The 15,044-nt window shown below is 62.3% G+C and carries 12 protein-coding genes; 4 read left to right on the top strand and 8 right to left on the bottom strand.

Annotated features, from left to right (window positions below):
* Positions 1 to 33: 33 nt before the first annotated feature.
* Positions 34 to 1,731, bottom strand: coding sequence for a ribonuclease J (locus tag ACX80C_RS13970; RefSeq protein ID WP_459327058.1), 1,698 nt, complete (start codon positions 1,729 to 1,731; stop codon positions 34 to 36).
* A gap of 255 nt (positions 1,732 to 1,986) precedes the next feature.
* Here ACX80C_RS13970 and ACX80C_RS13965 point away from each other — a divergent pair, with 255 nt between their 5' ends.
* Complete coding sequence (locus tag ACX80C_RS13965; protein WP_459327057.1) at positions 1,987 to 2,739, top strand: DUF429 domain-containing protein; 753 nt, start codon at positions 1,987 to 1,989, stop codon at positions 2,737 to 2,739.
* Between the two features lie 126 nt (positions 2,740 to 2,865).
* On the opposite strand, the gene ACX80C_RS13960 is transcribed toward ACX80C_RS13965, so the two are convergent.
* The 5 genes from ACX80C_RS13960 to ACX80C_RS13940 form a co-directional block, all read right to left on the bottom strand.
* On the bottom strand, positions 2,866 to 3,789 hold the full coding sequence (locus tag ACX80C_RS13960; RefSeq protein ID WP_459327056.1) for a hypothetical protein: 924 nt from the start codon (positions 3,787 to 3,789) through the stop codon (positions 2,866 to 2,868).
* 727 nt (positions 3,790 to 4,516) lie between these two features.
* Positions 4,517 to 5,242, bottom strand: a complete 726-nt coding sequence (locus ACX80C_RS13955) for a maleylpyruvate isomerase family mycothiol-dependent enzyme (protein ID WP_459327055.1) — start codon at positions 5,240 to 5,242, stop codon at positions 4,517 to 4,519.
* 80 nt (positions 5,243 to 5,322) lie between these two features.
* Positions 5,323 to 5,919 (bottom strand): TetR/AcrR family transcriptional regulator, encoded by a 597-nt coding sequence (locus tag ACX80C_RS13950; RefSeq protein ID WP_459327054.1) that lies wholly within the window; start codon positions 5,917 to 5,919, stop codon positions 5,323 to 5,325.
* A 66-nt stretch (positions 5,920 to 5,985) separates the two neighbouring features.
* Positions 5,986 to 7,038 (bottom strand): tartrate dehydrogenase, encoded by a 1,053-nt coding sequence (locus tag ACX80C_RS13945; RefSeq protein ID WP_459327053.1) that lies wholly within the window; start codon positions 7,036 to 7,038, stop codon positions 5,986 to 5,988.
* A gap of 51 nt (positions 7,039 to 7,089) precedes the next feature.
* The gene (locus tag ACX80C_RS13940; RefSeq protein ID WP_459327052.1) at positions 7,090 to 9,306 is read right to left on the bottom strand and encodes a catalase; all 2,217 of its coding nucleotides are present in this window, start codon (positions 9,304 to 9,306) and stop codon (positions 7,090 to 7,092) included.
* 365 nt (positions 9,307 to 9,671) lie between these two features.
* On the opposite strand from ACX80C_RS13940, the gene ACX80C_RS13935 reads away from it, so the two are divergent.
* Positions 9,672 to 11,465, top strand: a complete 1,794-nt coding sequence (locus ACX80C_RS13935; protein WP_459327051.1) for an ATP-binding protein — start codon at positions 9,672 to 9,674, stop codon at positions 11,463 to 11,465.
* A 49-nt stretch (positions 11,466 to 11,514) separates the two neighbouring features.
* On the opposite strand, the gene ACX80C_RS13930 is transcribed toward ACX80C_RS13935, so the two are convergent.
* Positions 11,515 to 12,831, bottom strand: coding sequence for a glycosyltransferase (locus tag ACX80C_RS13930; protein WP_459327050.1), 1,317 nt, complete (start codon positions 12,829 to 12,831; stop codon positions 11,515 to 11,517).
* Between the two features lie 63 nt (positions 12,832 to 12,894).
* On the opposite strand from ACX80C_RS13930, the gene ACX80C_RS13925 reads away from it, so the two are divergent.
* Together ACX80C_RS13925 and ACX80C_RS13920 are read left to right on the top strand one after the other, a co-directional pair.
* Positions 12,895 to 13,611 carry a TetR/AcrR family transcriptional regulator gene (locus tag ACX80C_RS13925; protein WP_459327049.1) on the top strand — a complete coding sequence of 239 codons (717 nt, stop codon included), beginning with the start codon at positions 12,895 to 12,897 and terminating at the stop codon, positions 13,609 to 13,611.
* 279 nt (positions 13,612 to 13,890) lie between these two features.
* Positions 13,891 to 14,145, top strand: a complete 255-nt coding sequence (locus ACX80C_RS13920; protein WP_459327048.1) for a hypothetical protein — start codon at positions 13,891 to 13,893, stop codon at positions 14,143 to 14,145.
* A gap of 206 nt (positions 14,146 to 14,351) precedes the next feature.
* Here ACX80C_RS13920 and ACX80C_RS13915 read toward each other — a convergent pair whose 3' ends face one another.
* Positions 14,352 to 14,876 (bottom strand): hypothetical protein, encoded by a 525-nt coding sequence (locus tag ACX80C_RS13915; protein WP_459327047.1) that lies wholly within the window; start codon positions 14,874 to 14,876, stop codon positions 14,352 to 14,354.
* Positions 14,877 to 15,044: the final 168 nt, after the last annotated feature.

The raw sequence follows: 15,044 nt of genomic DNA, 5'->3' as shown, positions 1-15,044 counted from the left end.
AGCCTCACTGAGGCATCAAATCCGTCAGAATCCTTACGCGTCCACAATGATGACGGTGACAACGGGCTTGCGCCGCAGTGACCTGTCCGACCAACGGATCAAGTCATCAGCGATAGCCTTCTCCGCCTCCGGCCCGGTCTTCTCACGCTTCAGCCCGGCGAGTGTCTTCTCCACAATGCCGGTCGCCTTCTCAAGCTCGGCGGTTGTCGGAGCGAAGCCCACGGGGAAGAACTCCGGATCTTCCTCCAGTTTTCCGGTGTCCGGGTCCACGATGGCAAGCACCGTCATGGCTCCGTCTTCGGCGAGGCGGATGCGGTCCTGCAGCGACTCCTCGGTCGCGGCGCCCGCCACCATGTTCTCGACGTACACGTAGTCGGCGGTGACCTTGCCGGTGACGCGTGCAACGCCGTCTTTCAGGTCGATGGTGGTGCCGTCCTCGACCACGAGGGCCTTCTTCGGGTCCACGCCGGTGCGCACCGCGAGTTCGGCGTTCGCCTTGAGGTGGCGGTGTTCGCCGTGGACGGGCATGACGTTGCGGGGGCGTACGAGGTTGTAGCAGTAGACCAGTTCGCCGGCGCTGGCGTGGCCGGAGACGTGGACCTTGGCGTTGCCTTTGTGTACTACGTTGGCGCCGAGCTTGGTGAGGTCGTTGATGAGCCGGTAGATGGAGGTCTCATTGCCCGGAATGAGCGAGCTGGCGAGGAGCACGGTGTCGCCTTGGGTGAGGTCGATCATGTGGTCCTGGCTGGCCATGCGCGCCAGGGCTGCCATCGGCTCGCCCTGTGAGCCGGTGCAGATGATGACGGCCTTCTTGGGGTCCATCTTGTCGAGTTCCTTGAAGTCCACCAGCAGTCCGCGCGGCACCTTCAGGTAGCCGAGTTCGCGGGCGGTTTTCATGTTCCGCACCATGGAGCGGCCGACAAAGGCAACCTTCCGGTGGTACAGGTGCGCGGCGTCGATGACCTGCTGGATGCGGTGGATGTGGCTGGCGAAGCTGGAGACGATGATGCGGCGCGGAGCGGTGCGGAACACCTCGTCGATGGCCGGTGCGAGGTCCTGCTCGGAGATCTGGAAGCCGGGGACGTCGGCGTTGGTGGAGTCGGGCAGGAACAGGTCCACGCCTTCCTCACCGAGGCGGGCGAATCCGGCGAGGTCCGTGATGCGCCCGTCGAGGGGGAACTGATCCATCTTGAAGTCACCGGTCGCGAGCACCAACCCGGCCGGGGTGCGGATGGCGACCGCGAGGCCGTCGGGGATGGAGTGGTTGACGGCGAGGAACTCGAGGTCGAACGGCCCGAACTTCTTCCGGTCGCCTTCCTTGACCTGCACGGTCTTGGCGGTGATGCGGTGTTCCTGCAGCTTCGTCTTGATGAACGCGAGGGTCAGTTTCGCGGAGATCACGGGGATGTCTGCGCGTTCGCGGAGCAGGTACGGGACGGCGCCGATGTGGTCTTCGTGGCCGTGGGTCAATACCAGCCCGACGACGTCGTCCAGCCTGTCCCGCAGGTAGGAGAAGTCGGGGAGGATGAGGTCCACGCCGGGGTGGTGTTCTTCGGGGAAAAGGACGCCGCAGTCGACGATGAGCAGCTTGCCCGCGTACTCGAACACGGTCATGTTGCGGCCGATTTCCTCCAGCCCGCCGAGCGCAACGATGCGCATGGCACCTTTGTCCAACCGCGGAGGGGTCTGGCCACTACGTGACGAGTGGTGGTGCCGTGTTGTCTTGGTCATGAGATCCGATCTCTATGTCGGGCGGCAAGCCCGGAGCCCAAATACCGGCGGTAGGGTGCTTCGAAGCGGGGACGCCCTGCTACGGGGCGCGGCCCGCCGCAAACAGTGGCGGGACGGCATACTTACTTGCTTCTGACTTTATCACCGCGCAGTAGGAAGCCGACGACGGCGGGACTTGGCTCGGCAACTACGTCGCCTTCCATAGTTGAAGCCCAAGTAGCAGGCGCATGATTCACCTGCCGCTAGGCTCGGACCGTGCGAACTCTCGGAGTGGATCTGGCAGCCGATCCAAAGAAGACTGCAGCCGCGGTGATCCATTGGGAAGCCGACCGAGCAGAGTTGGTGGAGCTCAGCATCGGGACTACCGACATGACCGTCGTCGAACTGTTCGGTTCCGCCGATTTCACCGGGATCGATTGCCCTGTCGGGTGGCCCGAATCATTCGTTCCGTTCCTCCTTGCGCATGCCCAAGGTGACCCCGACGGAGTGCTCGCGCATGACGGCCTCGACGGAAGGCGCACGCTTGCCTACCGGGACACCGATCGCTTCGTCACTGCCCAAACAGGTTTGCGTCCGCTGAGTGTGTCGGCAGACAGGCTGGCGCACCCTGCGATGAGATGCGCCGTATTGCAAGCGAAGATCGGGCGCCGCTTTGGGGTCCAGCCTCTCGATGGTTCCGGAAGGCTGGCGGAGGTGTACCCGGCGGCGTCTTTGCGGTGCTGGCAAATTGCGGCGCGGAAGTACAAGGGAACTGGCGCTGCAGAGACGGCCGCCCGGGAGTCGATCGTAAACTCGCTCGCGGCCACGGCACCGTGGTTCGAGATGGGCAAGCATAGAACCTCGCTGATCGCATCGGACGATCAACTGGACGCTGCCATCGCTTCCCTGACCGCGCGGGCGGTTGCGGTCGGAAAGACCCTCCCGCCCGACGTCGCCCATGAACGACGCGCCGCGACCGAAGGCTGGATCCATCTTCCATCCGGCGATCCCGCAAGTCTGCTCTGCTGAGGGCTGCCGCCCACGCGCCGCCGCCCTCATTTTCCTGGCCACGGAACCGACCGCGCTTGAGGGTCGCCAAAAAATGAAGGGCCTGAGCCCGATGTAAAACCGTGCTCAGGCCCTTCGTCGAATCTGCTACTTGACGGCGACGAACACCTTGTCGCCGAGCAGGCCGGCCCGTACAGCGAGAACTCCCTCGCCGGCCGATGCTGTAGGCACTTCAAAGACCGTGTTACCGGTAGCGGTCGCATCCGTATAAAGCGTCCCGGTGGTATCGATAGGCTCAGGAGCGATCACGGGTGTATCGAATGAGTTGACCGTCGTGCCTTCTGCTGTGACGTACTCGATTGTTGCCCCAAACGCAGGTATCTGCCCCTCGGGATCGTCGCCGAGGTAGGTCGCTGAGTAGTTCACGAGAATGTATTCGGATCCCTCGGCGGGCGCCTCGTTGAACTCGTTGGCACCCATAACGGCATCCGTAGCGGCGAGCGTGACCGAATTGACCACGACGCGCCACTCTTCATTTTCGATGACCGAGCCAATCGCGTATGGGGTCTCGCGTGTTCCTTCGGCTCCGCCGGCCGGATCACCCTCTGCTACGCCCTCTTCGGCTGCTGTGTCTGCGGCTGCGTCATCCGCGGACGGCTCGACTACGGTGGTGTCGCCGCTGCCGAATGCCTCGTCGACGGATGCTGAGACTACGGCGAAGAAGACGACGAACCCTACGATCGTTCCAACGATCGAGACGATGAGGGCAGTGATGCCCATCCACTTGACCTTGTCCTTGAGGAACAAGGAAACGAGCGCCAGGATGAACGCTATTGGCAGCAGTATCCAGCCGATGATGAGAGCACCGGGGATACAGGCGAAGATGAAGCCGATAATCGATGTGATGAGCGCAATGAGCCCAAGCACGTTTCGTTGCTTCGTCGCTTCCTCCGGTCGGTATGGGAGCGTCTGCGTCGGCGCACCATATCCTTGCTGAGCAAATGGCTGTTGCTGTGGCTGATGGGGCGGAGTCTGCTGTGAGCCTGCCCCCGGGGACTCTGGATTTGTCATGGCTCAATAGTGACAGAGCCACGAGAACGCAGATTGTTGGCTATGACTGGATGTGGGCGGTTAAACTTTGCGCATGATCCGCGCCAATTCGCGGAATGCAATGGCTATTCCAGCCCGTCCACTCGCGCTCAAGGAAAGACCAGAAATGATCGATGGGTCAACCTTGCTGAAAAACTGAGCAACTCCTTCGCTACCCCGTACACATAGCAGTCATCCGGGACCCTTCGACTACGATGCGTTAAACAGCACGTGGCGCCTGCGGAGATCGGCCGACCAGTTCCCTGATCAGACCGTCAGTGATGAAGTCTCAGGCCGAATAGTCTGGTCCGTGTAAGACGCGCTTCTGTAGCTACAAAATCTCCCGTTAATTAAACGAGCCTCAATCGACATTTAAGTCGCTTTCCCTTGTTTCCGCTACGCAACAGGGAAATGAAGCCTCCGTCGTGGAGCAACATTTAAGTTCGTGGACGGTCATCTTTGCAGGTTCCGCACTGGGCAGTTCTGCGGCGGGTAGCGGTTGAAAGCGGCCGCGCCACACTCATTAGTGCACCAAGTCAGGATGATCATGCCGAGCGCCACCAGCATGAACGGGGCACCTAGTGCTACGGCGGGACCCGCGTTGGCACCGGCCGCCTGGCCGGTGAGCAAGTAGGTCCCGGCACCGATACACAAGCCGATACCGAAGACCACGAGTTCAAGAGCGCCGAGGTTCTTTTTGAGTTGGTCTCTAGAACGGAACCATCGTCTTCAACAGCCCCTCCCCCGGCGCGCGACCGGAAAGAATGCGGCAGAATTCGATCGCGTCGAGTTCAAGGTGTTCGCCGTCGTCGTACGCGCTCCAGGTGCCGCCCGCCGGGCCGGTGAGCGTCAGCCGGTAGGGCTTCCCGTGCCGGCTCGCCCACTCGCGGACCACGTCGTCGACAATCACGCAGTCGTGATCTGCCGTGAGAGCCAGCTGGTTGCCGGTGGCGCGGCTCAGGTCGATGCGGTGCATCCACGGGTCGCGGGTGAGGACAACGTCCAGCAGGTAGCCGATCGTCCACCATTCGCTCACCCCGTCCATGGACTGCTCTTCCGGCAGGCGCCGGTTTCGGATGAAGAACGGCGTCAGGCGTCGGCCGCGGGCAGCTTTCGGTCCGATCAAACGCAGTTCAGCGGTGAGCTCTTCCGGCGTCTTGTTGGCGCGCTCGGATACCTGCAGTCCGGTCAGCGCATCGATCTGCGCGACCCCGGTGCGCGCCACTTCCTTGTCCGCCGCCTTGACCTGCCGGTTCGTCTCCCAGGGCGTCGCGGCCATCGCGGCCATGCCGCAGATGTGGGCGACCAGCTCGCGGACATCCCACTTGGGACAGTCCGTGGGCAGGCTCCACTGTTCCGGCGCGCGTCCGACGACGGCATCGGCCACCCGGGCGTATTCGTTGCGTGCCAGCCGCATAGTGGTGGCTCGTTTCAAGGCGATCCTGCGGGGGTTGTCACGGGTGCCAACCGTGGCGGTTTGAGTAGTCCTGGCGGTGTCCTTGCGTGCAGAAGAGATCAGGGTAGGTTTAGGCCGTCGACATACATATCGACGGCGCGGTCCAGTAGTTTCTCCCAGCGGTTGCCGCCGGGATCATTGGCGAGTTGGGCGTCGATGAGCCCGCCAACCAGCGCGGTGTAGAGGTCGATATCCTCGATGCGGGTCACGCCGAACGGTGCAAGCTCTTCGCGGAACCGTTCCCAGGCGGTGACGGACGGCACGTAGGACTCCGGTGTTGGTTCGAACCCGGGAATGGTCCGCTGGTTCATCAGCTGGTAGCGCGCCGGGTCGCTCACGCAGAACTCGAAGAAGGTGCGCGAGTTCCACTTGAGGAAGTCGCGCAGGTCGTTTCGTGGAGCCTCGACGACGCCGGCTTCCATCTGTTCGAGACTGTCCCGCCACGCTTGGGCGAACATAGCGTCGAAGATCGCGTTCCGGGATTCGAAGTGGGTATACAGCGACGGCGCCCGCATGCCCACGCGCGCCGCAACCTCCCGCAGGGTCACGGCCGCCAGTCCGTCCTCGCGTGCGATCGACCAGGCGGCGTCGACGATCTCCCGACGGGAAGCCTCCCGCCTTTCAGCGAACCTATCGCGAGTAGGATTTCCTAACACAGTTAGGATTATGCGCTCGGTTGGGTGCGGCGTCAATAGCTTCCCGGCACCTTGCGGAGTGGCAGGTTAACTCAGCCGGGACAGCACCTCTACCGCGAACTCAGCGGTGGTGGCCGAGCCCTTGAGATCCGGCGTGGCAATACCATCCGCGAGCGCGGCTTCAAAGGCGCTTGCCAGGGACTTCGATGCCTCCTTCTCGCCGAGGTGGTCGAGCATCATCGCCGCCGCCCACAGCGCACCAACCGGGTTGGCGATGCCCTTTCCGGCGATGTCCGGCGCCGAGCCGTGCACCGGCTCAAACATGGACGGATACCTGCGTTCCGGGTTCAGGTTGGCGCTCGGGGCAATGCCGATGGATCCGGCGACGCCCGCCACCAGGTCCGAGAGGATGTCCCCGAAGAGGTTCGATGCGACGATGGTGCGCACGCTGGTCGGCTTCATGACCAGCCGCGCCGCCAGCGCGTCGATGAGTACCTTGTCGACGACGACGCCGGGAACCTCCTTCACGGCCTCCGCCACCACCTCGTCCCAGAACGGCATGGTGTGGATGATGCCGTTGGACTTGGTCGCCGAGACGAGCCGGCCGCCGCGTTCTGCTGCCAGGTCAGCGGCGTAGCGGGCGGCCCGGGCGACGCCCTTCCGTGTGAAGACGCTCTCCTGGACGGCGAACTCGCCGTCTGTTCCGGTCCCGAACCTGCCGCCGATCTGCGAGTACTCCCCCTCGACATTCTCCCGCACCACCACGATGTCCAGGTCTTCGATGCCGGGCATGGCGCCGACTACGCCGGGCAGCAGCCTCATCGGTCGGAGATTGATGTACTGGTCGAACTCGCGGCGGATGGGGATGAGGAGTCCCCAGAGGGTGACGTCGTCGGGCACGTCCGGTGTTCCGACCGCACCGAGGTAGATGCCGTCACCGTCGCTGAGCTGTTCGATCCCGTCGACCGGCATCATGCGGCCGGTCTTCCGGTACAGGTCGCTGTTCCAGTCACGGATACGCCACTGCACCGTGAAGCCGTGGCGTTCGGCGAGGGCGTCGACGCACTGCATCGCCACTACCGTGACGTCGACGCCGATGCCGTCGCCGGGAATTGAGTCGATGACGTACGTGCGGGTCATGGGGGTCCTATCGTCCGGGGTCCTTCAACGAGCGTGCCTGCCGAGTACCGCTCACTGCGGCGGAATCGGAAACCGATCCCAGACCCGGTGCTTGGCAAGCAATTCCACGATTCCGGTCACCACGGCGTCCGGTTCCCCCTCAACCACGCCTGCGGCGGACCCTTCAACTCCAGCGGCGTCCAGCACAGCTGAAGAATCACCCACCGCACCGATGGCTTTTGAGTGGCGGAACGCTTCAGCGAGCATGAGCTGAACGCGCGGATCCACGCCACCGGGCAAGCCTGCCTTTGCATCGCGACTGTTGGCGGCGTCGTCGGCTGGCTCCGCCGGTCCGGCGACAATCAGCGCATCGAACTCCGTTGAGCGTGCCGTGAGGTAGGTGCGCTGCGCCTCCACGCCGCCGTCGAGCTTGCCTCCGGTAGGCGCGATGACCAACGGAACCATACCGGCGTCGTCAATCGCGGTGCGCAGGGCGAGCACCGATGCCGGGTCGGCGCCAGGACCGGTGATGATGCCCACCATTCTTCCCGCCACCGGCCAGGTCCCGCGCACCTGGGACAGTGCCGGGCTGGGGTCTGAATCCTCCACCGCCTCGTTGGCGTCCGGCGCCTGAAGTCCGAGTCCCTTGGCAACCTCGCTGCACAGTCGATCGTCTATGTTGGCCAGGTTCTGCAGCTGGCGGAGGCGAATATTCTCTTCGTAGCATTTGCCCAGTTCAAACGTGTAGGCGGAGATCACATGGTCCTGCTCCACCGGAGTCAGCGAACGGAAGAAGAGGCGCACCTGGCTGAAGTGGTCCTCGAAAGTGGCAGGGTTCTCCCTCATCTTCGTGGATGCGGGTAGCTGCTGCGGCACCTCGATGTAGGCGCTCATGTCCTCACCGGCGAGGAACGGGCAGCCGCCGTCGAGGGAGTTGGGCCGGTACGGCGCCACTCCGCCGTGGACGGCCGTCTGGTGCATGCCGTCGCGCAGCATGTCGTTGACCGGGGCGTGCGGTCGGTTGATGGGGATCTGCGCGAAGTTAGGGCCGCCAAGCCGTGTGATCTGCGTATCGAGGTAGGAAAACAGGCGTCCCTGCAGCAGCGGGTCATTGGTGACATCGATACCCGGCACCAGGTGGCCGGGATGGAAGGCAACCTGCTCCGTTTCGGCGAAGAAGTTGGTGGGATTGGCGTTGAGAGTCATGGTGCCGATGATCTGCACCGGCGCCAGTTCCTCGGGCACAATCTTGGTGGGGTCCAGCAGGTCGATGCCCTCGAACATTTCCTCGGGAGTGTCCGGGAAGGTCTGGATGCCGAGATCCCACTGCGGGTATGCGCCGGCCTCAATGGCGTCGGCGAGGTCCCGGCGGTGAAAGTCCGGGTCCATACCGCCGATGATCTGCGCTTCCTCCCACACCAGCGAGTGGATGCCCTGCTTCGGCTTCCAGTGGAGCTTCACCAGCGTGGTCTCGCCTGCCGCGTTCTCCAGCCGGAAGGTGTGGACTCCGAATCCTTCCATGGTCCTGAAAGATCGCGGAATGCCGCGGTCGGACATGTTCCACATAGTGTGAGCCTGCGCCTCGCTGTGCAGGGAGACGAAGTCCCAGAAGGTGTCGTGGGCGCTCTGTGCCTGCGGGATCTCCCGGTCTGGCTGCGGTTTGGCCGCATGAACCACGTCCGGGAACTTGATGGCGTCCTGGATGAAGAAGACCGGGATGTTGTTGCCCACCAGGTCATAGGTGCCTTCATCGGTATAGAACTTGGTGGCGAATCCCCGGGTGTCCCTGACGGTGTCCGCCGAGCCGCGCGACCCCAATACCGTTGAGAACCGAACGAAGACCGGCGTCTCAACGTCCTTGGCGAGGAAGCCGGCCTTGGTGACTCCCGACGCCGCGCCGTTGGCCGTGAAGACCCCGTGCGCTGCTGCTCCACGCGCGTGAACCACGCGCTCCGGGATGCGCTCATGGTCGAAGTGGGTGATTTTCTCCCGCAGGTGGTGATCCTGCAGCAGGACCGGCCCGCGAGGACCGGCCTTCAGGGAGTGATCTGTGTCGTAGAGCCGGGTTCCCTGGGCGTTCGTGAGGAAACGGCCGCTTTGTGAGTTGACTGTCCTTGCCGCTCCGGTGGGTGCACCGGTGGGTGAGACAGTTTCGGGCCCGGTCTGGTCCGGCTTGGGCGGAAGCGGCTCGCGCGGGTCGATGGGTTCTTCGAGGCTGGGCGGTTCCACACCCGGAGCGCCGGGAATGTAAGGCTTGTCCGCGCTGCTGCTGCTGCTGCTTTCAGTCATGGCTTGGCTCTCCATCTACGTCTAGGGTGGGCGTCCCGGACGGTCCCTCAGGCCGCCATCTCCACACTACTGGGAATAGTAAGCAGACTGAATAGTTTGAACGCCCTTAGCGTTTGGGCCGCGGCCGCACGGGATCAGGAGCCGCCGCGAGCGAGGCGCCGAACCCCTCGCAAGCCGTCGCACCTCGGAAGTGCTCGCGCTATCGACGGGCTGGCGGGACCGTGCCGGAAAGACACGTTCCGAGGTCATCCGCCAAGCGTTGACGACTTCCACTGCATGACGGTTCACAACTTCACTCAAGCACGGCATCGAACTCAACCCAAACACGCTACCCACACTCACACTTAACAGCTAGTGTGGGTTGCATGGTGAGTGTGGGTAACGGTGTAGGGTTCGAAACCAGTCAGGGTCGCCTTGAGGACGTCATCGCCGCTTTACGACAGATCGGTACCGACACCCGCCACGTAGAAGTCAAGGCGTCAGTGAGCCGTATTCCGAAATCACTACCCTCAACCCTGAGCGCGTTCAGTAACAGTTCGGGTGGCGGGCTCGTGATACTGGGATTGGCCGAAGATGATGACTTCCATCCAGCTCCGGGATTCGACCCGAAGGCTATTGCTGATGCGGCCAAGGACCTGGTCAGGCAACGACGCTCCCAAGACCAAGGGGGCAGACTCTCGCCTGTCCCAGTTGCCGAAGTGGATATCGCTGAATTCGAAGGTGCACCCGTTGTACTCATCGATGTGGCCGAACTTGCCCAAGACCAAAAACCGTGTTTCGTCGTTAGCGCAGGGCCCATCAACGGCAGTTACTACCGGCTCCATGATGGGGACCATCTGTTCAGCGAGTTTGAAGTGTACTCTCTTCAGAGTACAAAACGTCCACCGAAAGACGACAGCCAAACCGTTGAGCAAGCCGCTCGCGACGACTTGGATCCAGAAGCGGTCGAGGGATTCCTGGGCCAACTGCAAAGCTCACGCCCTATGGTTTTTCAGAAGCTGACTCGCGAAGAAATCCTTGTGCGCACCAGGGTCCTGGACGAGTCCGGGAGGCACCCTTCCCTTGCTGGTTTGCTCAGCTTCGGCGTCTTTCCCCAGCAGTTCTTCCCCCAACTCATGGTCACGTTCGCCGAATTCCCTGGAACCCAAAAGGGCGCTGCTGTTGACGGAATCCGATTAGTCAACAGGGCCACCCTGGACGGGTCGATTCCGATCATGATCGATTCAGCTGTAGCAGCGGTGCTCCGATCTCTGAAAGTCCAGCGCGTGCAACGCGGAAGCCGCATCGAGGAAGTTCCTGAGATCCCTGCTGACGTCATACGCGAAGCCGTAGCAAATGCTCTCATGCACCGCGATTACAGCTCCTACTCCGTGGGTCAGCAGGTACGTATCGAGCTCTTTTCAGATCGTCTCGTCATCACGAATCCCGGCGGGATTTACGGGGGACTTAAACCCGCTGATCTTTGGAAGGGCATCTCCAGCTCCAGGAATTCGGTCCTCTCGAAGATCCTTCCTGATGTGCCGTTGCCCGGGGGTAGCGGGCGAGTCTCAGAGAACTTTGGGACAGGGATCCAGCGCATCGTTACGGGCCTCAACGAAATGGGGCTTGACGCGCCAATCATCAGCGACTCAGTAGCCTACTTTGAGATCATTCTGCCGCGCTATGGATTGATGAATGAGGACGTTCGTTTATGGTTGGACGATTTGGGAGCGAACAGCCTTCCCATCAACCACCAACGGATTTTGGCGCTTTACAGAGCCAAAGAGCCCCTCGCTGTTTCAGCTATACGGCAAAGGCTCGCCATGGACGGCGAAGAGGTTCGCGATGTACTTGAGAGGCTGGTTGCCGATGAGTGGTTGGACTATCCACCCAAAAGGGGGGACGCCTACCCCGCTGGACGCAGACTCCTACAACAACCTTCACTACTCCCCTTTGAAAAGAACTCCCCGCACCTCCGCAGAACAGGCGAAGCTGGCACCCTGGCAGCTGTACGGCTTCGTTTCGACGGGGGTGATCAGTTGTCGAGCAGGGAAGTCTCTGCAGTAACCGGATTTCATATCAACACGGTTCGGAGAGCCCTAAGACAGCTAGTGTCGGATGGCTGGTTGGTCGGAGTGGGAGACGAGTTCAGCCCGAAGCGGACGTACAGAAAGAAGTAGATTCGTCGGGTCCACGGCAGATCCGTGGGTGTTTCCGCAGGCACGCAACTTACGACGACGGCGCGTGGCCCGTAGGCACCTCGAGAGCTTCCACCAAATCGACCAGCGCGTCGACGCCGCGTGACGCCTTGATCACTTCGCCGATCCGCGCCGCCTTCTCTCGGTAGGAAGGTTCGGCGAAGACCGCTCGGACGGCCTTGGCGATGTCGTCGGGCTTGGGGCGGTTGGTGCGCAGGTTGATTCCGGTCCCTGACCACGCAACGCGGGCTGTCACTTCGACCTTCTCCTCCGTCTGGCCTGCGACCACCAGCGGCACCCCGTGGCGTAGCGCGAACTGCACTCCCCCGTAGCCGCCGTTGGTGACGAGGACGTCGGTCTTGGGCAGCAACTGGTCGTACGGGAGGTAGGAGGAGACGCGGACGTTGGCCGGCAGCGGCCCGGTCAATGCGGACTCGGGGCGACCGCCGGTGGAGACGACGACGAGCACGTCCTCGTTCGCGAGGCCGTCGATGGTGGGGCGGACGAGGTCATCGAAGTCGTGGTTGGCGACAGTGCCCTGGGTGACGTGGATGACGGGGCGGCCGGCGTCGAGTTCGTCCCACCACTCGGGCAGCGCTACCTCCGTGGCGTCCTTACCTCCTCCCTGCGAGACTGGTCCGACGAAGTACACGGTGTCGGGGAGGTCGCAGCGCGGGTACTCGGACTCGGGGACGGTGAACTGGGCGAGGAGGTCGGCCCGGCGTGGCCAGTCCATGAAGAAGCCGGGGTAGGCCTGGCCGGTTGCTTCGCGCGAGACGGTGTCGGCGAACTTCTGGACCGGGCCGAAGACCACCTTCTGGGTGAGCGTGGTCATCGCGCGGTTGCGGATGCGTCCGAGTGATCCAGGCTTGGGTTGGATGCCTAGTCCGTACGGGGCTGTGTCGCGGCTTGCGAGGCTGAGCGGCACGATGCCGCAGTTGATCACGGCGGGCCGCTCGGCACGTGGGGTGTTCAGCAGCAGGGAGGCGCCCATGAAAAGCGACTCTGCGAGCACAGCGTCGGTGGGCATTGTGGCGATGGCCGACTGGACGGCGTCGTACTGGGCTTTGCCGGGGCGCATGAAGATTTCGGTGATGTCGTACCGGATGCCTTTGGGACCCTTCAGTCCGACGCGGCCGGGGAAGGCCTGGTCCATGGCGCTGTCGTCGAAGTCGGCGTCGGGCGGCAGCGGGAGGAAGGTGGCTCCGACGGCGGCGACGCGGTCGGCGTACCGCTGGCCCGTGAGGAAGCGGACGGCGTGGCCGCGGTTCACCAAGCCGGCGGCGACCGCGAGCATCGGGGTGACGTGGCCAACGAGTGGGCTGGAACAGACGAGTATCGATGCCATGATGGGCTCCTGCTGAAGTGGTTACGTTGCATCAGTGTTCATTACTGTGGCACAGTAGTCAATATGGTTTCCACAGTTTCTGGTCCACGGCAGTACCGGTCGGCACTGCGGGAAGAGCAGGCGCTCCTCACACGGCAACGCGTGCTCGATGCGGCTGGACGTTGCTTTGCCGAGAAGGGATTTACGACGACGACGCTGGGCGCCATCGCGGAAGCGGCGGGGGTGTCTGTGGAGACGGTGCAGATCCATGGGCCGAAGAAGAAGCTGCTGTTGGGTGCGCTGGAGTCAAGTTCGGCGGGAGTGCCGGATGTGCAGTCGATCCTTGAGGTGCCTGAGGCGCGGGCAGTGATGGAGGAGCCTGATCCACGCGCGGCTCTGGTCGGGTTGGCGCGTTTCGCGGCTTCGCTGAATGCGCGGATTGGGCGGCTATGGCAGGCGATGGCGGCTGCGGCCCAGGGTGATGGGGAGATCGCTGCCGCGTATGCGGGATTGCAGTCGCGGATCTGTGCGGACTTCGTGAGGGTGGCTGAGGCGCAGGTCGCGAAGGGCGGGGCTCGAACAGACGTTTCCGCCGACGAACTCGCTGCAACGTTGTGGGTGCTGACCTCGCCATATCAGTACGACCTTCTAGTGGTGGAGGCCGGATGGTCGGAGAAACGGTATCGCGACTGGTTGGAGCGGGTTGTGGTGGAGACTGTATTGGATCAACACGAACACAGAGAGGCCAGCGGTGTGAAACTCTTGCGTGAGCTGTCACCCGATCGTAACCCTGCTCTGTAACCTGGTGAGCGGCCGCCTGCACAACGCTCGGACCGGTGCGGAAATGCTCCGTTATCAACGAGAGGACGAAGGTTGAACGGCTTTTGGTGGGTGGCTCCTGTGCTAGCGCTTGTTGGAGCATTGCTCGGTGGTATCTTGTCCAATTGGGCTTCGAACCGATTCGCCGAAAGGAGAGCGGAAATCGCGCTCATTCGAGAAGCCCGCATCGCATTGGAGCGGTGGAACGCAACTCGAATAGGTCCTATGGGCTTGGCCTATCCCGGAATCGACCCTCAGATCATGTCGGAAGTTTCCGCCTCCTCCGTGAAGCAATTCTTTGAGAGACACTTCGCGGAGACCCACCTTGCCAAGGCAGCACTCGGAGCCGTTCGAGACTTCGACAAGCGCATCGTGATGTTCTCGACACCGAGCGCTGGGACCTGCCGGTTGAGCAGATCAACGTGCTCAGAGATGCACTGGGTTCTGCAGAGCTACAAGCCCGGAGGAGAGCCCGAGGTCAACGGACGATCAGAAGGACAGATTCGTGAGACATGATCTAAGCGAACGTGTTCGGCCGAGGCGCGCATATCAGTGAAGACCTCTGGCGGCCAGAAATGCGGTCGCAACAGTCGTTGATGACCGCGCTGTTCTCCCTGGAGCGCATTCTCTCGGCACCTGAGTGGCCTGATCCATCCCGGGAGCGACGACTCGAGGTGCTCCAGTCGTGGGGCGCCGTGTAGCACGAGAGCCCACGCCGATGCCTAGGACTTGGCGTCAGCAGCAGCTCCCTCGGGCTTTTGCATGCGCAACGCTCGCCGATCCTTCCGATTCTTATTGATGCTTTTCCAGGTTCTCGGAAATAAGAACGGCGTCGTCTGCGGCATATCGTCACCGAACTGTTCGAATTCTTCACGCATCCGTCGCACATCGCGGCGATTAGCAGATCTCAACCTGATCTTAAGGGAAACTAACCTTCGAAAAGCGTACTCGCAGTCACTCGCCCGCTGATCCCAGCCCCAAACCACCGAAGCCATAGAAGTGAGAAGAAGCAGGAAACTTGCGCCGCTCAATACTGAAACCGCTACGGGAACAGATCCGATTCCGGTCAGCGACATAAATACAACTGCCGTCGAAACCGTCGATACGGCCAACGTAAGCGTAAGAAGACCACGGCTCCAGAAGCGAGACCAGAAGTGCATACGAGCATACAAGTCGGTGAGGTTCGAAATATGATCAATGAATCGTTCATCACTCATATCCGGCCGTTTCTTGCGCATATCATCCATGGTAGGTCAATCTATTGGGGCTCAGCGATTTGGCATCGCTTCAACGCGCTTGACCGAGATCCAAGGCTGCAGTAAGCGCTGCGGGCGCCGGCGGGTTGACAGCAGTTTTTGCTTGAAGATCCACCGTGTTGAGTCGAGGATCCTCCTTTGCTAGCAACGAGAAGTTTG

This window comes from Arthrobacter tecti (assembly GCF_054511355.1).
The sequence above is the reverse complement of the archived record's forward strand: the minus strand, read 5'-3'. Positions and strand labels throughout refer to the sequence as shown.